Genomic DNA, 17,614 nt, shown 5'->3' with positions numbered 1-17,614 from the left:
CACCCCCTCACCTCGGGGCGCGGACGACCATGGCCGCGTTGAAGCCGCCGTGGCCCCTGGCGATCACCAGGGCGGTGCGGATGCGGGCCGGGCGGGCCTCGGTCACGAGGTCGATGTCGCAGCCTCCGGCCAGGCCAGTGTGGTTGACCGTGGGCGGGATGATGCCGTCGCGGATGGCCAGCAGCGCCGTCGCGACGTCCAGGGCGGCCCCGCCGGCGTTGAGGCGGCCGGTCATGGTCTTGGGCGCGGTCACCGGGACGGTCGCCGCGCCGAAGACCGACGCGATCGCGCGGGCCTCGATGAGGTCGAGGTCGGAGACCCCCGCGGCGTCGGCGAAGACGACGTCGATGTCGGCGGCGAGGGTCCGGGCGTCCTCCAGCGCCCCGCGTACCGCCGTCTCCAGGCTCGGCGGCCGCCCGCTGCCGGGGCGGGGGTCGAAGGTGGCGCGGTAGCCGGCGATCTCGCCGTAGACCGGTGCGCCGCGCCTGCGGGCGGCCACGGGGTCCTCGACGATCAGGATCGCGCCGCCCTCGCCGAGCACGTACCCCGACGCCCCGGCCGCGAACGGCCGGTAGGCGCGCTCGGGGTCGTCGCTGCGGCTGATCCGCCGGTTGGGCGACTGCGCCGCCACCGCCCACGGGCACAGCGGCGCCTCCATGCCGCCGCTGACCAGCAGCCGTGTGCCGCTGCGCACGCGCCGCCGGGCCTGGGCGAGGGCGTCGAGCCCTCCGGCCTGCTCGCCCACGACCACCCCCGTGGGCCCGCGCATGCCGTGCCGGATGGAGATCTGGCCGGTGTTGACCGCGTAGAACCACGCGAAGGACTGGTACGCGCTCACGTACTGCGGCCCCCGCCCCCACAGGTTCTCCAGCTCGTGCTGGCCGAACTCGAACCCCCCGGTGGAGTTGGCGGTGACCACCCCCATGTCGAAGGGGTCGAGTTGCGCGGGGTCGACCCGGGCGTCGGCCAGCGCCCATTCGGCGGCGGCCAGCGCGAACTGGGTGACGCGGTCGGTCTGCGGCAGGAGCCGGTTGGGGATGTGGTCAACGGGGTCGAAGCCGGTGGCCTCGCCCGCCAGGCGCACGGGGTAGTCCGATGCGTCGAAGTTGGTGATGGGTCCGATGCCGCGGGTGCCGCTGACCGTGTGCTCCCAGTACTCCCGGGTCCCCACCCCGTTCGGCGCCACCACCCCCACGCCCGTCACGACCGCGCTCATCGCTCCCCCTTTCGCGGCTTCGCCAGGACCATCGCGCTCTGGAACCCGCCGAACCCGCTGCCGATGGTCAGGACGGTGTCGAGCCCGCTCTCGCGCGCTGTCAGCGGGACGTAGTCGAGCCCGAGGTCGGGGTCGGGTTCGGTGAGGTTGGCGGTGGGCGGTATCACCCCGTGCTCGATGGCCAGGGCCGATGCCGCGACCTCGATCGAGCCGATCCCGCCGAGCGAGTGCCCGACCACCGCCTTGATCGACGAGACGGGCACGCCGTAGGCGGCCTCGCCGAAGGCCGCCTTGATGGCCGCGGTCTCGTGGCGGTCGTTCTGCTTGGTGGAGGTCCCGTGGGCGTTGATGTAGCCGACGTCGCCGGGGGCGACCCGGGCCTGCGCGAGTGCGGCCCGGATGGCGTCGGCGAGTTCGCGGCCGTCGGGGCGCAGGCCGGTCATGTGGTAGGCGTTCGCCCGCGACGTGGCGCTCAGGATCTCGGCGTAGATGTGCGCGCCCCGGCGGACCGCGCGGTCGAACTCCTCCAGGATCAGGACCGCTCCGCCCTCGCCGAGGACGAAGCCGTTGCGGTTGCGGTCGAACGGCCGCAGCGCGTGTTCGGGGTCGTCGTTGCTGTTGGAGGTGGCCTTGATCGCGTCGAAGCAGGCGAAGGTGATGGGCGACAGCGGCGCGTCGGCGGCGCCGGTGACCATGATGTCGGCGGAACCCTCGGCGACGAGGTCGAAGGCGTGGGCGACGGAGTCGATGCCCGAGGTGCACCCGGTGGAGATGACCGTGGCCGGCCCCTCGGCGCCCGCCGCCCAGGCGACCTCGGCCGCCAGCGAGCTGGGCACGGCGTAGTCGTACATGTGGGGCACGGCGTATTCGGGGTCGACGACCCACTTGCGGCCGTTATCGCTGAGGACGCGGTACTCCTCGTCGAGGTTCATGGTGCCGCCGACCGCGGTACCGATGCTGACGCCGGTGCGTTCCGGGGGGACTGCTCCGGGGTCGAGCCCGCTGTCGGCGATGGCCTCGCGGGCGGAGACCACGGCGAACTGGGCCGACCGGTCCATGCGCCGGATCTCCTGGGGGGAGAGTCCTTCGCGGACGGGGTCGAAGTCGCATTCGGCGGCGACGCGCGACCGGAACGGCGCGGGGTCGAAGAAGGTGGGGGTGCGGGTCGCGGGGCGGCCCTCGGTGATGCGTGCCCAGAAGGGCTTCACGCCCGGTTCGCCCGGCGCGACCACGCCTAGACCGGTGATGGCGACACGGCGGTTCATCGATGACCTCTTCTCGGGTCGGATGCGGCGGCCGGGTCCGGTGGCCGCGGTGGTCGCCGGTGCGGCCACCGGAGTCCCGCCCACAGCCCGGGTTCCTCCGGAAACGTAGGCTGCCGGGTTCGACGTGCGCTCGAACCCCTGTCCGGCACCGCTCGACGCCCTGCCGCCGGGGCCGCGGCCGTTCACGGGGCGCCGACGCTCAGGACGAACCGGGCGTAGGCCGCCACTCCGCTGTCGAACCGGAGCGCGGCGTGGGAGACCGCCGCGTGCACGTCGCGCCACGCCCGCTGGACGGGGTTGTCGTCGGCCTGCCCGTTGGCCCCGCTCGCGCGGAACACCCCCTCGACGGCGTCGGCGAGGTATTCGGCCGCCACGGCGTAGTCGCGGTGGCTGCGGGCGATGCCGGACTCGGGCACCGGCTTCCCGGTGTCGGCCAGTGCGGCGGTCCGCTCCATCAGCAGCTCCGCGGCGTCGATGGCGGTCGAGGACCGCGCGAGGGCCGCCTGCACGGTGCCGCGGTCGGCCGCGCGCACCCGCCGGCCCATGGCGGGCTCGGTCTTCTGCGCCATCCACTCCGACCAGGACTCCAGCCCCGCCCGGGCCGCCCCCAGGGCGGGGCCCATCATGGTGAGGCCGTTGATCAGCCGGAACGGGGCGGAATGGCAGGGCGCCCGCCCGCTGGCGCCGGGCCCGACGGGGAAGGGGGCGGCGCCCGACATCAGCACCTCCTGGTCGAAGGTCCGGTACCCCGGGACGAACACGGATTCGGTGTGCACGGTCCGGCTGCCCGTGCCCCGCATGCCCGCGGTGAACCACGTGTCCTCGACCACGACGGCCGTGCGCGGCACGGCGAACCACCGGACCCGGACCTCGTCCCCGGGCTCCCGCCCGGCCAGCAGCAGCCAGTCGGCGAAGTCGACGCCGCTCACGAACTGCCACGCGCCCGACAGCGACCACCCGCCGTCGCGGCGCCGCACCTCGGCGGTCGACGAGGGGACCACGCCCACGCAGATGACGGTGTCGGGGCCGCCGGCCCAGATCTCGTGCCGGCCCTCGGCGGGCAGGTAGGCGGCGGCGCGGGACTGCGACGCGATCACCGACGCGCACCAGGCGGCCGACGCGCACCCCTGGGCCAGCACCGATGTGCCGCGGAGGTAGGCGGCGAACGTGCCTTCGGCGCCGCCGAACTCCCGGGGGGTGAAGTGCCGGGCGAACCCGGCCTCGGTGATCGCGGACACGACGTCGCCGGCGAGGCGGCGGTCGCGGTCGGCCGACGCGGCGTGCGCGGCGGCGGCGGCCCGTGCGGCCTCGGCGGAGCGCCGGGTGATCCCGGCGGCCTCCGCAGGCCCGTGCACCACGGGGGAAGCGGGTTCCGACATGTGCGGCGTCCTTTCCGCGGACCGCGAACGGCCCGCATGTCCGTCAGCGCCGCCGAAAGGGCGTGCCACGGCCGTGCCGCGGAACAGCCCGGCCGCGCGCCGGTGGCGCCCGCCCGGCGCGCCGCACGCCAGGATCGACCTCGCTGTTCGAGGGGGTCTCAAGGCGCGGCCGACATAGAGTGGGGGGCCGACGCCGCGGGCCCGGGCATAGCGGGGTGGCCCCGGGCGTTGCACCTGTGGGCGCGCGCACCCCGGGGACCTGGGAGAACGCGTCCGCCTGCCGTCACCCCGATGCGAGGTACGTGTGTCCTGCCTGATCGTCCAGTCCGACAAGACGCTCCTGTTGGAGGTCGACCACGAGCTGGCCGGCGAATGCCGCCGCGCCATCGCCCCGTTCGCCGAGCTGGAGCGGGCACCCGAGCACATGCACACCTACCGGGTGACCCCGCTGGCGCTGTGGAACGCCCGCGCCGCCGGGCACGACGCCGAACAGGTCGTCGACGCGCTCATCACCTACTCCCGCTTCCCGGTCCCGCACGCGCTGCTGGTCGACATCGCCGAGACCATGGGCCGCTACGGCCGGCTGCGGCTGCACCAGCACCCGGTGCACGGCCTGGTGCTCCAGGCGCTGGACCGGCCGGTGCTGGAGGAGGTCGTCCGCGCCAAGCGGGTCAAGGGCATGATCGGCGACCAGGTCGAGCCCGACATCGTCACGGTCCACCCCAGTGAGCGGGGCAACCTCAAGCAGGCGCTGCTCAAGCTCGGCTGGCCGGCCGAGGACCTCGCCGGATACGTCGACGGGGAGGCGCACGCCATCGACCTCGCCGAGGCCGGGTGGGAGCTGCGCGGCTACCAGCGCGACGCCGCCGACAGCTTCTACGCGGGCGGTTCGGGCGTGGTCGTCCTGCCGTGCGGCGCGGGCAAGACCATCGTGGGCGCCGCCGCGATGTCGCTGGCCAAGGCCACGACGCTGATCCTGGTGACCAACACGCTGTCGGTCCACCAGTGGCGCTCCGAACTGCTGCGCCGGACCTCGCTGACCGAGGACGAGATCGGCGAGTACTCCGGCACCCGCAAGGAGATCCGCCCGGTCACCATTGCGACCTACCAGGTCATGGCGGCGCGGCGGAAGGGCGTCTACAGCCACTTGGAGCTGTTCGACGCGCGCGACTGGGGCCTGGTGATCTACGACGAGGTGCACCTGCTGCCCGCCCCGATCTTCCGGATGACCGCCGACCTCCAGGCCCGCCGCCGCCTCGGGCTGACCGCGACGCTCGTGCGCGAGGACGGCCGCGAGGGCGACGTGTTCTCGCTGATCGGCCCCAAGCGCTACGACGCGCCGTGGAAGGAGATGGAGAACCAGGGCTGGATCGCCCCGGCCGACTGCGTGGAGGTGCGGGTCGACCTGTCGGAGTCCGAGCGGCTGGCCTACGCCACCGCCGAGCCCGAGGACCGGTACCGCTTCTGCGCGTCCTCCGGCGCCAAGACCGAGGTCGTCCGCGAGCTGGTCCGGCGGCACGAGGGGGAGCGGACGCTGATCATCGGCTCCTACATCGACCAGCTCGACGAGCTGGGCGCGGCGCTGGACGCCCCGGTGGTCAAGGGCGAGACCCGCCTCAAGGAGCGCGAGCGGCTGTTCGACGCGTTCCGCTCCGGGGAGGTGTCGACCCTGGTCGTCTCCAAGGTGGCGAACTTCTCGATCGACCTGCCCGAGGCCGGTGTCGCCATCCAGGTGTCGGGGTCGTTCGGGTCGCGGCAGGAGGAGGCCCAGCGCCTGGGCCGGCTGCTGCGCCCCAAGGCCGACTCCCGCACCGCCCGGTTCTACGCGGTGGTCGCCCGCGACACCATCGACCAGGACTTCGCGGCGCACCGGCAGCGCTTCCTCGCCGAGCAGGGCTACGCCTACCGCATCGCCGATGCCGGCGACCTCCTCGCCGGCGAGGAGAAGTGACCCGGCGGCGGGTCAGAACCCCCAGGTGCGCCGCGGCGTGATCCGGATCTGCTCGCTGTAGGCGGCCTCGAAGGTGTCCGGGGTGAGCCCCAGGCCGGCGATCCCGTCGCGGTACCGGTCGAGGTAGCCGGTGACGCCGGCCAGCGGGTCCGGATCGGCGGCGACCGCGGCGGTGCCGTGCACGACCAGCACGTCGCCGCCGGCGGGAGAGCTGTTGAAGTTGAGCGCCACGTTCGGGTTGGCCGCGATGTGGCGCAGCTTCGCGGTGCCGGGCTGTGAGCGGACGATGAACGCCGCACCGTCCCAGGCGAACCAGACGGGCCGCGGCGAGGGCCGCCCCGTGGGCGAGACCGTGGTCAGCCACACGACGTGCTCGGCGTCGATACGGGCGGTCAGCTGAGCGCTCGGTTGGAAGGTCACCCGGCCATCTTCACCCGGGAGGCGCCGGGGGTCCAGCACACACACGGGAGGCGGGCGCGCCGGCGCCGTTTCCGGCCGGAGGGGCGCCCCTAGACCGAGGGCAGCGCCCCCAGCACGTAGGTGAAGCCGGCGATGGCCCACGCGATCAGGGAGTAGAGCAGGGTCCGCGCCCGCAGGGAGGCGTTCTGGCGGATGGCCGGGGTGGCGAACGCGGCGACCATCAGCACCAGGGCGAGCATCGCGGGGATCAGCGACGCGATCGCGAACAGCCCCTCCTGCTCGGCGCAGGAGGCGTAGCCGGGTCGGCTCGGATCGCCACAGAACACGTTGTCTCCCACGTCAGAGGGGTTCGAGGAACGGGACCCCGGGGCGGCCGAGCGGGGTCGGCGGCGGCGCGGAGCCCCGTGGTCGGAGGCGTCCCGCGGCGGGGCGCACCACGACGTTACCGCTCCGCGGCGCCCGGCCGTGCGCCGGCCGACCGGCGTCGCGCGGCCGGGCGGAAAAATCCCGCACCCGCTTTACATGAGAGCGAGGAATGTCAAATCATGGGGGCCCGGACTACACGGAGGACGACGATGCCAGTTCCCCCCGGCCCTTCGGCCCCCTCCCCCTCCCCCCACCGCGACGGCTTCCACTCCCTGCGCTCCGGGGGTCTCGACTGGGACTCCTTCCCCCTGCGGCTCTTCGCCAAGGGCAACGCCCGCTTCTGGGACCCGGCGGACATCGACATGACCCGCGACGCCGAGGACTGGGCCGGGCTGAGCGAGGAGGTGCGCGAGCGCATCCTGCGCCTCTGCGCCCAGTTCGTGGCCGGCGAGGAGGCCGTCACCCAGGACATCCAGCCGTTCATCCGGGCCATGGCCGCCGAGGGGCGCATCGGCGACGAGATGTACCTGACCCAGTTCGCGTTCGAGGAGGCCAAGCACGTCCAGGTCTTCCGGCTCTGGCTGGACGCCCTGGGCGTCGACGCCGACCTCCACTCCCACCTCGACCGCAACCCCGGTTACCGGGCGCTGTTCTACGAGGAGCTGCCCGCCTCCCTCAAGGCGCTCGACGACGACCCCGGGCCCCGCAACCAGGTGCGCGCCTCGGTCACCTACAACCACGTCATCGAGGGGTCCCTCGCCCTGACCGGCTACTACGCCTGGAACCACATCTGCACGGTGCGCGGGATCTTCCCGGGCATGCGGGAGATCATCAAGCGCATCGGCGACGACGAGCGCCGCCACATGGCGTGGGGCACGTTCACCTGCCGCCGCCACGTCGCGGCCGACGACGCCAACTGGGCGGTGATCTCCGACCGGTTGCAGGAGCTGATGCCGCACCTCATGGCGACCGTGGAGCGCAACGACGAGCCGCTGACCGACCCCGAAGCGCGGCAGTACCAGATCCCCCACGGAGAGCTGCTGAAGTACGCGAGCGACCGGGCCATGCGCCGGCTCGGCGCCATCGAGACGGCCCGCGGGGTGCCGGTGGCGCGGATCGACGTGGACGCGTCCCCGGAGGAGCTGGAGGAGCGGTTCGGCGCCGAAGACCGGGCCGCACTCGCCGAGGCCGGCGGCGGAACGGGGGAGCGCTAGGCTTGCGCCCATGAACGCCTCCTCCGCCGCACCCGCCCCGGTGATCGACGCCCTGGCCTGGGTTCGGCTGAACGACCGCCGGCTGCTGTGCGTCCGCACCCGCGGGCGCGAGCTGTTCTACCTGCCCGGCGGCAAGCGCGAACCCGGCGAGAGCGACGCCGAGGCGGTCGCCCGTGAGGCGGCCGAGGAGGTGGGCGTGGCGCTGCGGCCCGCGACCATCACCCCCTACGCGGTGATCGACGAGGCCGCCGACGGCTACCCCGAAGGCACCCGGGTGCGCCTGGCCTGCTTCACCGCCGAGCACGACGGCGAGCCGGCGGCGCGCAGCGAGATCGCCGAGCTGGCCTGGCTGGGTTCCGCCGATCGGCCGCGCTGCGCCCCCGCGGTACGGCGGCTCCTGGACCTGCTGCGCGACGACGGCCGTATCGACTGAACGCGCGCCGGCCGACGGCCGGTGCGCCGCGCGGGCGCTCAGCGTCCGGCGCGGCCGACCGTCCCGGGGAGGCCGGCGCGGTACCCCGTGCCGTCGCCCAGCCCGGCGATCCCGGCGAGCCGGCGGTAGGAGTCCAGCATGCGGCCCCGGTCGAAGGCGCTGAGGGTGACGAGGATCTCATCGGCCGCGGAGCGGGCCAGGAGCGCGTCGAGTTCGGCGGACACCTGGTCCTCCGTGCCGTGGACGTGTCCCCGCATCGCCTCGTCGAAGCGGTCGCGCTCGCGCGCCGTCATCTCGCGCGCGGCCACCTCCTCGGGCGGGGACAACGGCGGGAAGACGCCGCGCGTGCGGGCGTGGGCGTTGGCCCACGCCTCGGACGCCAGCAGCATGCGGGCGGCATCGGGGGTGGCGGCCACGGCGACGTTCATGGAGACCACCACATAGGGCCGGGCCGACCACGGCGACGGCCGGAAGCGCGCGCGGTAGCGCTCGATGAGCCGGAGCATCTCGTCGGTGCCGCGGACGGGGGCGATCACCAGCGGCAGGCCGGCGTCGGCGGCGAAGGCGGAGCCCTCGCCCGTGGCCAGGATGAACGGGGCGGGGTCGAGCCCTTCCCCGGGGATGGCGCGCACACCGGGGTGGACCCGCTGGTCGCCGGTGAAGTAGCCGAGGAGTTCGGCCACCTGGGCGGGGAAGGCGTCGGCCGCTTCGGTCCCGGTGCCCAGTGCGCGCCGGATGCCGCCGGTGAAGGCGACCGACCGGCCGAGGCCCATGTCGATGCGTCCGGGGTGCAGTGCGGCGAGGACGCCGAACTGCTCGGCCACGATCAGGGGCCGGTGGTTGGGGAGCATCACGCCGCCGGTGCCGATGCGGATGCGGCGGGTGGCCGCGGCGAGGGACGCCGCCAGGACGGCGGGCGCGGATCCCGCCACACCGGGGACGCTGTGGTGCTCCGACACCCAGAACCGGTGGTAGCCGAGGGACTCGGCCTGACCGGCGAAGGTGAGGGTCTCGCGCAGGGCGCCGGCGTGGTCCCGCCCCTCCCGGACGCTGGACCGGTCGAGGACGGACAGGCGTGTCGATCGCAGGGTCACACCTGTATCAACACCACGTGGCGGCCGGAATTCCGCGGCCTTCCCGAACCGGGCGGGGCACCCCGGGTCGGTCGGCACATCGGCGTTCCGCGGTTCCGCGGAGAGGGTGGGTAGGGGAAGGGGCGCGGGGCGGTCGCTAGCGGGCGGCGCCGGCGAGGGTGCCCGTGGTCTGCACGTCGGGCTCGTAGATCAGGCAGTCGATCTCGCGGTCGCCGGAGTCCCAGGACTGCTGGGTGGGCGCGTACCACGAGAAGTACAGCACGGACGAGCCGTAGTCGATACCGACGAAGGACTCGAAGGCCGCCTGGCAGCCCTCTTCGGCCTCGGTGTCGATGGCGGTCTGGTCGAACGACGAGGCGGTCGACTGGATCTCGTGGTAGACCTCGGAGTCGTGCGGCTCGGCGCAGGAGATCGTCGGGATCTCGGTGACCTCGCCGGTGCTGGCACCGTCGTTGACGCAGTCGCCGACCGACAGGTCGAAGATGTCGGTGTTCTCCTCACCGCTTCCGGGCGCCTCGGCCGGGGGCGCGGCGGTGTCGCCGCCTTCCGCCGCGGGGGCCGACTCGGTCTCGGGGGCCGGCTGAGCACCGCCGCCGGCGATCTGCTGGATCAGGGCGCCGCACCCGCTGAGGGACACGGTCGCGCCGACGGCGGCGAGACCGATCAGCGTGCGGACGGTCAAAGACTTGGACATCAGAAACACTCCATCCTTGGTGATGTGACACCTGTGTCGGCCGTTTGCGGGGGCCGGGCGGAACTCCGCGGCCCGCCACGGTCCGGGCGGGGCGGCCCGGATCGGTCGGAACTCCGTTGTTCCGCGCTACGGGCGGAGAGGCGGTTGCACGAGCGGGCGACGGCTAGCGCCCGGAGCCCTCAAGGGTGCCCGTGTTCTGGACGCCCTCCTCGTAGATGAGGCAGTCGATCTCGCGGTCGCCGGAGTCCCAGGACTCCTGGGTGGGCGCGTACCACGAGAAGTAGAACACCGAGGTCTCCCACGAGGCTCCGACGAACGGCTCGAAGGCCGCCTGGCAGCCCTCTTCGGCCTCGGTGTCGATGGCGGCCTGGTCGAACGACGAGGCGGTCGACTCGAACTCGTGGTAGACCTCCGAGTCGTGCGGCTGGTCGCACCCGATGGTGGGCACCTCGGTGACCTCGTCGGTGACGGTCGCGTCGTTGAGGCAGTCGCCGACCGAGATGTCGAAGACGTCCGTGTCCGCTTCGTCCGCCATGGGGTCGTCGAGCTCGGCCTCGGCGGACGCCTGGACGTCCTCGGCCGCGTCGAGCGTCTCCTGGAGGGCGGCGCCGCAACCGCTGAGGGAGACCATGGCCCCGACAGCGGCGAGTCCGATCAGCATGCGGACATTAAAAGGCTTGGACATCGGGAAAACTCCATTGAGGGGAGCGGGGAATGGGGATATCAGTGAACGTATCAGCACGCATCCGCAGCTCGAACATTTTGCCCCATGGATGAGGTTTATGTCCAGGTCAGACCGGGGGAAGATTTTCGGTAACGCTGCGAACACGTTCGGGATTCCCGAGCGGCAATGCCTGTACCCTCAGGTTTTCGCGCGCCTGCGCCACCGTACGGTTGCGTTTCCGTTGCCGTATCGCAACCCCTTCAGAGCACTCTCAGTGACATCCCGAAAAAAGGGCATCGGGGGAAAGCAGTGCGACGCACGGAACACCGAAACGGTTCCATGCGTCTTCGACATGCGGCCAATGACACATTCGCGTAGCCCGCATCAGGCGGACGGCGGAATGGCGGGCGCGGGAATACGAGAAAAGCAGCCGACACACGGGAGAACGGCCCGCGTCGGCGCGGTGACGCGCGGGCCCCGGGACCGGCACCGCCGCGGCGCTCCGCCGTCCCGCCGGCCCGCTGCAAAGGAGCGCCCGGCCGCGGACACGAGCAAGGGCGGCCCCGCAGGGGACCGCCCTTGTCGTCGCAGGTGCTGCTGTTCGCGTACCCGGACCTCAGAAGACCTCGACAGGAGGGCTTAGAAGTCCATGCCGCCCATGCCGGCGTCCGGGGCGGCCGGGGCGGCCTTCTCCGGCTTCTCGGCGATGACGGCCTCGGTGGTCAGGAACAGAGCGGCGATGGAGGCCGCGTTCTGCAGCGCGGAGCGGGTGACCTTGGTCGGGTCGATGACGCCGTCCTTGAACAGGTCGGTGTACTCACCGGTGGCGGCGTTGAGGCCGACACCCGGGTCCAGGCTCTTCACCTTCTCCGCGACGACGCCGCCCTCAAGGCCGGCGTTGATCGCGATCTGCTTCAGCGGCTCCTCGATGGCGCGGCGCACGATGTCGGCACCGATGGCCTCGTCGCCCTGGAGCTCCAGCTTCTCGAACGCCGGGACGCCGGCCTGGAGCAGCGCGACGCCGCCACCGGGCAGGATGCCCTCCTCGACCGCGGCCTTGGCGTTGCGGACGGCGTCCTCGATGCGGTGCTTGCGCTCCTTGAGCTCCACCTCGGTGGCGGCACCGGCCTTGATGACCGCGACACCGCCGGCCAGGCGCGCCAGGCGCTCCTGGAGCTTCTCGCGGTCGTAGTCGGAGTCGGTGCGCTCGATCTCGTTGCGGATCTCGTTGACCCGGCCGGAGATGGCGGTGGCCTCGCCGGCGCCGTCGACGATGGTGGTCTCGTCCTTGGTGACGACGACCTTGCGGGCACGGCCGAGCATGTCGAGCTCGGTGTTCTCCAGCTTGAGGCCGACCTCTTCGGTGATGACCTGGCCGCCGGTCAGCACGGCGATGTCGCCGAGCTGCGCCTTGCGGCGGTCGCCGAAGCCCGGGGCCTTGACGGCGACGGACTTGAAGGTGCCGCGGATCTTGTTGAGGACGAGGGTCTGGAGCGCGCCGCCCTCCAGGTCCTCGGCGATCAGGACCAGCGGGCGGCCGGCCTGGAGGACCTTCTCGACAACGGGCAGCAGCTCGTTGTTGTTGGAGATCTTGGAGTTGACGATGAGGATGTAGGGGTCCTCGAGGACCGTCTCCATGCGCTCGAGGTCGGTGGCGAAGTAGGGCGAGATGTAGCCCTTGTCGAAGCGCATGCCCTCGGCGAGTTCGAGCTCCAGACCGAAGGTCTGGCCCTCCTCGACCGTGATGACGCCTTCCTTGCCGACCTTGTCCATCGCCTCGGCGATGGCGTCGCCGATCTGGGTGTCGCTGGCGGAGATGGAGGCGGTGGAGGCGATCTGCTCCTTGGTCTCCACGTCCTTGGAGATGTTGGCCAGCTCGTCGCTGATGCGGGAGACGGCGGCCTCGATGCCCCGCTTGAGGCCGACCGGGTTGGCACCCGCGGCGACGTTGCGCAGGCCCTCGCGCACCAGGGCCTGGGCGAGGACGGTGGCGGTGGTGGTGCCGTCACCGGCGACGTCGTCGGTCTTCTTGGCGACCTCCTTGACGAGCTCGGCCCCGATCTTCTCCCACGGGTCCTCGAGCTCGATCTCCTTGGCGATGGAGACACCGTCGTTGGTGATCGTGGGGGCGCCCCACTTCTTCTCCAGCACGACGTTGCGGCCCTTGGGGCCGAGGGTCACCTTGACGGCGTCGGCGAGCTGGTTCATGCCGCGCTCAAGGCCGCGCCGGGCTTCCTCGTCGAACGCGATCAGTTTGGCTGCCATAGACTTCTTGTCCTCCCGAGACCGGGCTGGTACGCGTGGGAACGAGCCGATGCCCGCGACGGACGGCCCCGGCTCGCCCCGGCAACCCGTCTGCCGGAGACCGCGGCCTCATCGTCTCGATCCGGAGTTAGCACTCCTCATCTCAGAGTGCTAAGGCTCCCATTTTTAGCACTCTCCATGGTCGAGTGCAAACGACCTGTGCCCGAATTCGCCGGGTGATCACCCGCAGGTCAACCCGGCCCCCGAAGCCGAAACCCGCACCCCCGGGACGGGCCCGGGGGATGCGGGTGGGGGTTCGGCGGCGCGCCCCGGCGCCGCCCGGGCGGGGCTCAGCAGCCGCCGGCGACCGCCGGGATGATGGAGACCTCGGTGCCGTCGGCGACCGCGGTGGCCAGGCCGTCGGCGAAGCGGACGTCCTCGTCGCCGACGTAGACGTTGACGAAGCGGCGGATCTTCCCGCTGTCGTCGAGGATCCGCGCCCGGATACCGGGGTGGGCGGCCTCAAGGTCGTCCAGCACGTCCTGGAGGGTGGCCCCATCGGCGGTCACCTCGGCCGCGTCCTTGGTGTAGGTGCGCAGGATGGTGGGGACGCGAACACTGACGCTCATGAGCGCATGACTCCTTGTCTTCGTGAACGGGCGCCGGCCCGCCCGGACGGGGCGGGACCGGGCCGGAAAGGGCGCGGGGGCGGCGTCAGAGCAGCCCGGCGTCCCTGAATGCCTTCAGGGACGGCTTGATGGTGGCGGTCACCCCGGCCTCGACCGCGTTGAGCGTCTTGAGGCCGTCGCCGGTGTTGAGCACGACCGTCTCGGCCGCGGGGTCGAGGGCGCCCTCGGCGAGGAGCCTGCGCAGCACGCCGGTCGTCACCCCGCCCGCGGTCTCGGCGAAGATGCCCTCGGTGCGCGCCAGCAGCCCGATGGAGTCGACCACCTCGGCGTCGCCGACGTGCGCGACGGCGCCGCCGGTGCGCCGGCAGATGTCGAGCACGTAGGGGCCGTCCGCCGGGTTGCCGATGGCCAGCGACTTCGCGATGGTGTCGGGCTTGACCGGCTGGATGACGTCGTGGCCCTCCTCCCACGCGCGGGCGACGGGCGAGCAGCCGGTGGCCTGGGCACCGAAGATCTTGTAGGGCCGGTCCTCGACCAGGCCCAGCCGGATCAGCTCCTGGAAGCCCTTGTCGATCTTGGTGAGCTGGGAGCCCGAGGCGATCGGGATGATGATCTGCTCCGGCAGCCGCCAGCCGAGCTGCTCGGCGATCTCGTAGGCCAGCGTCTTGGAGCCCTCACCGTAGTAGGGGCGGAGGTTGACGTTGACGAACCCCCAGTCCTCGCCGGCCGGGTCGCCGATCAGCTCCGAGCAGAACCGGTTGACGTCGTCGTAGTTGCCGTCGATGGCGACCACGCGGCCGCCGTAGACGGCCGCCATGATGACCTTGCCCTCTTCCAGCCCGGCGGGGATGAACACGCACGAGCCGAAGCCGGCGCGCGCCGCGGCGGCGCCGACCGCCCCGGCGAGGTTGCCGGTGGAGGAGCAGGACAGGGTGCGGAACCCGAAGGTGCGGGCGGCCTCGACGGCGATGGCCACCACACGGTCTTTGAAGGAGTGGGTGGGGTTGCCGGAGTCGTCCTTGACGTGCAGCGTGCGCATGCCGAGCTCGGCGGCGAGGCGGTCGGCGCGGACCAGGCGGGTGAGGCCCGGGTTCATGTTGGGCAGCTCGGCGACGTTGGCGGGCACCGGAAGCAGTTCGGCGTAGCGCCAGATGCTGGCGGGCCCGGCGGCGATGGACGCGTGGCTGACCTCGCCGAACTCGTAGGCGACCTCAAGGGGGCCGAAACAGAACTCACACGCGAAGCGCGGAGAGAGGTCGTAGCGCTCGCCGCACTCGCGGCAGGAAAGGGCCACTGCGGGGCCGAAAGGGCGGGCGGTGGTGGCACCAGGGCCGGTGGCGGTCATCGCCATGCGAGGCGTCTCCCCTCATCTTCCCTGTGAGCCGATCTGGCTCCAGGACGGAGTTGGCACCTGCCCCGGCCGCCCCGCAATTTCCGCGGAATCGCACGCCGAGATGGTTGCCGGGGCTTCGCAGGGCCGTTCCCTCCACCCCTCTGGATGAGCAATATGAAGTTGTCGGTGATCCGCTCGGGATACGTTCGCCACTGTAACCGACTCCCCACCGGCTCTGCCATCCGGGGGCGACCGCGATGGCGGCGCGCGGGCCGCGGCCGCCCGGGCGCGTCCGGGCCGCCGCACGCCCGTCCGGGGCGCGCGACGCCCTGGGGCGCACCGGATGCGCGCCGCGGCGCCGGCTCCGTATCCGGGCGGACACGCGCGGACATCTCGGCAGGTTTGGGTTCCACTGTGACGGGCGAGACCTATGACACCTTCCCGTACACCCACCCGGCCCCGCCCGGCGCCGGAGGCGGGTGGTCAAATGGGAGCTCGGCCCGGACATCGTGCGAGAGGTGGACGATCAGGTGGACAAGGCACAGATCCTCGTCGCATCCAACAGGGGACCGGTGTCCTTTTCGATCGACGACGACGGCGGGCTCCGCCACCGGCGCGGCGGGGGTGGGCTCGTGTCCGGCCTCAGCTCGGCCGCCGCCCAGGCCGACACGCTCTGGGTGTGCGCGGCCCTGTCCGACGCCGACCGCCAGGCGGCCGCCCGCGCGCCCGAGGGCCGGCTCGACCGGGCCGGGTTCGACGTGGGCGGCACCAGCGTGCGGATGCTCGACATCCCCCCGGCGACCTTCGCCAACGCCTACACCTCGGTCGCCAACTCCACGCTGTGGTTCGTCCACCACATGCTCTACGACACCCCCAACAAGCCCGGCTTCGGCGCCGGCTTCCGCGCCGAGTGGGCCGACTACCGCGCCTACAACGCCGCGTTCGCCGAGGGGCTGCTCACCGGCTCCGCCGACAACGCCCGGGTCGCCGTGCAGGACTACCACCTGGCCCTGGTGCCCCGCATGCTCCGCGGCCGCCGCCCCGACCTGCGCATCTCGCACTTCTCGCACACCCCGTGGGCGCCGCCGGAGTACTTCCGGATGCTGCCCGCCGACATCGGACGCGAACTCCTGGAGGGCATGCTCGGCGCCGACCACCTGGGCTTCCTCAGCCGGCGCTGGGCCGATGCCTTCTTGCGCTGCTGCGAGACCTTCCTGCGCGCCGACGTCGACTGGGCCAAGCGCACCGTCGAGTACGGCAGCCGGGTCATCGGTGTCGCCGTGCACCCCCTGGGCGCCGACGCCGACGGGCTGCGCGAGCGGGCCGCGGCCGACGACGTCGCCGAGCGCCGCGCCGCGCTGCGCGAAAGAGTCGGCGACCGCCGGCTCATCGTCCGGGTCGACCGCACCGAGCTGTCCAAGAACATCGTCCGCGGCCTCGACGCCTACCGGGAGATGCTCCGCGACCACCCCGAATGGCACGGGCGCGTCACCCACCTCGCGTTCGCCTACCCCAGCCGGGGCGACGTCCCGGAGTACCGCGAGTACACCGAATCGGTGCTCCGGGTGGCCAAGGAGATCAACGAGGAGTTCGGCACCGACTCCTGGACTCCGCTGATCCTTGAGGTCAACGACGACTACCCGCGCTCCCTGGCCGCCTACCGGCTGGCCGACGTGCTGCTCGTGAACCCGATCCGCGACGGCATGAACCTGGTCGCCAAGGAGGGGCCGGTGCTCTCCGACGACGGCTGCGCCCTGGTGCTGTCGACCGAGGCCGGGGCCGCCGACGAACTCGGCGCACACGCCCTGCTGGTCAACCCCTACGACGTCAGCGAGACCGCGCGGGCGCTGCACACCGCGCTGGAGATGCCCGACGCGGAACGCCGCGAACGCGGCGCGCACCTGGCCGAGAAGGCCACTGCGGTGTCGCCGCAGCGCTGGTTCGGCGACCAGCTGCGCGCGCTCGGCTGACGTGTCCGTGCCGGCTCCGGCCCCCCCCGATGGCCCCGCGCGGGGCCGTCGGCGGCGCCGGACACCGCGCGCGAAGGGGTCAGGACCGCGACATGATGTCGTCGATGACCGGCGACTTCGCGTCGGCGTAGTCCTGCACGCTCTCCCACCGCCGCTCGGCGAGCCCGCGCTTGGCGGCGGCGTAGAGCTCGTGGTCGCCGGGGTGGGTGCGCAGGTGGTCGCGGAAGCGCAGCATGCGGGCGGCCTCGGCCGAGCCGGCCCCGAGCACGTGCAGGTCGATGTTGACGTCGGGGCCCTTGAACAGCCGGCGACCGTCGCCGCCGGTGTCGCGGTCGACCAGCGTGTACCCGGCGCCGGCCAGGGGCGGCAGGTAGGCGTCCTCGTCGGCGGGATGGGCGACCAGCAGCAGCAGGTCCACGCACGGCGTGGCGGTGAGCCCGGGGACCGCGGTCGAGCCGACGTGCTGGAGGTCGAGCACGGCTTCGCCGAGTGCTTTGCGGATGCGCCCGGCTTCGCGGAGGAAGAGGAAGGGCCATTTGGCGTCGTAATCCGCGACGGGCACGCGGCCGTCGACCAGCCGCCGGCCGACCAGGGGCCGGGCGGCGCGGTCCTGGCCGCGGAGGGGCAGGGAATCACTGGGGGACATATCGGACAAGCTTTTCGCCCGGCGGCCCCTCCGTCAAGCCCTTGCCGCACCGGCTCCCGACGCGGCGGCCGGTCCCGGTGTCCCCTGGCGAAACGG

Annotated in this window: 16 protein-coding genes and 1 riboswitch; of the genes, 4 read left to right on the top strand and 12 right to left on the bottom strand. The window is 72.6% G+C overall.

Annotated features, from left to right (window positions below; genetic code table 11):
• Window positions 1-7: 7 nt before the first annotated feature.
• From ACFO4E_RS12975 to ACFO4E_RS12965, 3 genes are all read right to left on the bottom strand, one after another.
• The gene (locus tag ACFO4E_RS12975) at window positions 8-1,216 is read right to left on the bottom strand and encodes a ketosynthase chain-length factor (protein ID WP_378574235.1); all 1,209 of its coding nucleotides are present in this window, start codon (window positions 1,214-1,216) and stop codon (window positions 8-10) included.
• The gene (locus tag ACFO4E_RS12970; RefSeq protein WP_378574233.1) at window positions 1,213-2,481 is read right to left on the bottom strand and encodes a beta-ketoacyl-[acyl-carrier-protein] synthase family protein; all 1,269 of its coding nucleotides are present in this window, start codon (window positions 2,479-2,481) and stop codon (window positions 1,213-1,215) included. The genes ACFO4E_RS12975 and ACFO4E_RS12970 overlap by 4 nt, the downstream gene beginning before the upstream one ends.
• Window positions 2,482-2,663: 182 nt before the next feature.
• Window positions 2,664-3,860, bottom strand: a complete 1,197-nt coding sequence (locus tag ACFO4E_RS12965) for an acyl-CoA dehydrogenase family protein (protein ID WP_378574231.1) — start codon at window positions 3,858-3,860, stop codon at window positions 2,664-2,666.
• Window positions 3,861-4,164: 304 nt separating this feature from the next.
• On the opposite strand from ACFO4E_RS12965, the gene ACFO4E_RS12960 reads away from it, so the two are divergent.
• Window positions 4,165-5,811: a DNA repair helicase XPB gene (locus tag ACFO4E_RS12960; RefSeq protein ID WP_378574230.1), complete on the top strand. Its 1,647-nt coding sequence runs from the start codon at window positions 4,165-4,167 to the stop codon at window positions 5,809-5,811.
• A gap of 12 nt (window positions 5,812-5,823) precedes the next feature.
• Here ACFO4E_RS12960 and ACFO4E_RS12955 read toward each other — a convergent pair whose 3' ends face one another.
• On the bottom strand, window positions 5,824-6,231 hold the full coding sequence (locus ACFO4E_RS12955) for a TIGR03667 family PPOX class F420-dependent oxidoreductase (RefSeq protein WP_378574228.1): 408 nt from the start codon (window positions 6,229-6,231) through the stop codon (window positions 5,824-5,826).
• Between the two features lie 89 nt (window positions 6,232-6,320).
• The gene (locus ACFO4E_RS12950) at window positions 6,321-6,557 is read right to left on the bottom strand and encodes a hypothetical protein (RefSeq protein ID WP_378574322.1); all 237 of its coding nucleotides are present in this window, start codon (window positions 6,555-6,557) and stop codon (window positions 6,321-6,323) included.
• Window positions 6,558-6,806: 249 nt separating this feature from the next.
• Between ACFO4E_RS12950 and ACFO4E_RS12945 the strand changes: the two genes are divergently transcribed.
• Together ACFO4E_RS12945 and ACFO4E_RS12940 are read left to right on the top strand one after the other, a co-directional pair.
• Window positions 6,807-7,811, top strand: a complete 1,005-nt coding sequence (locus tag ACFO4E_RS12945) for a R2-like ligand-binding oxidase (protein ID WP_378574227.1) — start codon at window positions 6,807-6,809, stop codon at window positions 7,809-7,811.
• Window positions 7,812-7,821: 10 nt separating this feature from the next.
• The gene (locus tag ACFO4E_RS12940; protein ID WP_378574225.1) at window positions 7,822-8,244 is read left to right on the top strand and encodes an NUDIX hydrolase; all 423 of its coding nucleotides are present in this window, start codon (window positions 7,822-7,824) and stop codon (window positions 8,242-8,244) included.
• A 38-nt stretch (window positions 8,245-8,282) separates the two neighbouring features.
• On the opposite strand, the gene ACFO4E_RS12935 is transcribed toward ACFO4E_RS12940, so the two are convergent.
• From ACFO4E_RS12935 to thrC, 6 genes are all read right to left on the bottom strand, one after another.
• A complete protein-coding gene (locus tag ACFO4E_RS12935; protein WP_378574223.1) occupies window positions 8,283-9,338 on the bottom strand; it encodes an MsnO8 family LLM class oxidoreductase in 1,056 nt (351 codons plus the stop codon).
• Window positions 9,339-9,474: 136 nt separating this feature from the next.
• Window positions 9,475-10,032, bottom strand: a complete 558-nt coding sequence (locus ACFO4E_RS12930) for a septum formation family protein (RefSeq protein ID WP_378574221.1) — start codon at window positions 10,030-10,032, stop codon at window positions 9,475-9,477.
• Window positions 10,033-10,195: 163 nt separating this feature from the next.
• A complete protein-coding gene (locus ACFO4E_RS12925; protein ID WP_378574220.1) occupies window positions 10,196-10,693 on the bottom strand; it encodes a septum formation family protein in 498 nt (165 codons plus the stop codon).
• Window positions 10,694-11,335: 642 nt separating this feature from the next.
• The gene (groL, locus tag ACFO4E_RS12920) at window positions 11,336-12,961 is read right to left on the bottom strand and encodes a chaperonin GroEL (protein WP_378574218.1); all 1,626 of its coding nucleotides are present in this window, start codon (window positions 12,959-12,961) and stop codon (window positions 11,336-11,338) included.
• A gap of 329 nt (window positions 12,962-13,290) precedes the next feature.
• Entirely contained in the window at window positions 13,291-13,569 is a 279-nt protein-coding gene (locus ACFO4E_RS12915; RefSeq protein ID WP_378574216.1) for a ubiquitin-like small modifier protein 1, read from the bottom strand.
• Between the two features lie 85 nt (window positions 13,570-13,654).
• Window positions 13,655-14,920 carry a threonine synthase gene (thrC, locus tag ACFO4E_RS12910; protein ID WP_378574214.1) on the bottom strand — a complete coding sequence of 422 codons (1,266 nt, stop codon included), beginning with the start codon at window positions 14,918-14,920 and terminating at the stop codon, window positions 13,655-13,657.
• 12 nt (window positions 14,921-14,932) lie between these two features.
• Window positions 14,933-15,074: riboswitch (SAM riboswitch) on the bottom strand.
• A 358-nt stretch (window positions 15,075-15,432) separates the two neighbouring features.
• Here thrC and ACFO4E_RS12905 point away from each other — a divergent pair.
• Complete coding sequence (locus ACFO4E_RS12905; RefSeq protein ID WP_378574321.1) at window positions 15,433-16,872, top strand: alpha,alpha-trehalose-phosphate synthase (UDP-forming); 1,440 nt, start codon at window positions 15,433-15,435, stop codon at window positions 16,870-16,872.
• 79 nt (window positions 16,873-16,951) lie between these two features.
• On the opposite strand, the gene ACFO4E_RS12900 is transcribed toward ACFO4E_RS12905, so the two are convergent.
• Window positions 16,952-17,518 carry a GrpB family protein gene (locus ACFO4E_RS12900; protein WP_378574213.1) on the bottom strand — a complete coding sequence of 189 codons (567 nt, stop codon included), beginning with the start codon at window positions 17,516-17,518 and terminating at the stop codon, window positions 16,952-16,954.
• Window positions 17,519-17,614: the final 96 nt, after the last annotated feature.

Source organism: Nocardiopsis mangrovi (assembly GCF_042653925.1).
Taxonomy (GTDB): Bacteria; Actinomycetota; Actinomycetes; order Streptosporangiales; family Streptosporangiaceae; genus Nocardiopsis_B; species Nocardiopsis_B mangrovi.
This window is presented reverse-complemented; position numbering and strand designations above follow the sequence as displayed.

Excerpts from the sequence above, each read along its gene's own strand:
- ACFO4E_RS12925 (WP_378574220.1), bottom strand. The coding sequence starts at position 10,693 with ATGCTGATCGGACTCGCCGCTGTCGGGGCCATGGTCTCCCTCAGCGGT.
- ACFO4E_RS12915 (WP_378574216.1), bottom strand. The coding sequence starts at position 13,569 with ATGAGCGTCAGTGTTCGCGTCCCCACCATCCTGCGCACCTACACCAAG.
- ACFO4E_RS12900 (WP_378574213.1), bottom strand. The coding sequence starts at position 17,518 with ATGTCCCCCAGTGATTCCCTGCCCCTCCGCGGCCAGGACCGCGCCGCC.
- ACFO4E_RS12930 (WP_378574221.1), bottom strand. The coding sequence starts at position 10,032 with ATGTCCAAGTCTTTGACCGTCCGCACGCTGATCGGTCTCGCCGCCGTC.
- ACFO4E_RS12945 (WP_378574227.1), top strand. The coding sequence starts at position 6,807 with ATGCCAGTTCCCCCCGGCCCTTCGGCCCCCTCCCCCTCCCCCCACCGC.
- ACFO4E_RS12965 (WP_378574231.1), bottom strand. The coding sequence starts at position 3,860 with ATGTCGGAACCCGCTTCCCCCGTGGTGCACGGGCCTGCGGAGGCCGCC.
- ACFO4E_RS12940 (WP_378574225.1), top strand. The coding sequence starts at position 7,822 with ATGAACGCCTCCTCCGCCGCACCCGCCCCGGTGATCGACGCCCTGGCC.
- ACFO4E_RS12970 (WP_378574233.1), bottom strand. The coding sequence starts at position 2,481 with ATGAACCGCCGTGTCGCCATCACCGGTCTAGGCGTGGTCGCGCCGGGC.
- thrC (WP_378574214.1), bottom strand. The coding sequence starts at position 14,920 with ATGGCGATGACCGCCACCGGCCCTGGTGCCACCACCGCCCGCCCTTTC.
- groL (WP_378574218.1), bottom strand. The coding sequence starts at position 12,961 with ATGGCAGCCAAACTGATCGCGTTCGACGAGGAAGCCCGGCGCGGCCTT.
- ACFO4E_RS12975 (WP_378574235.1), bottom strand. The coding sequence starts at position 1,216 with ATGAGCGCGGTCGTGACGGGCGTGGGGGTGGTGGCGCCGAACGGGGTG.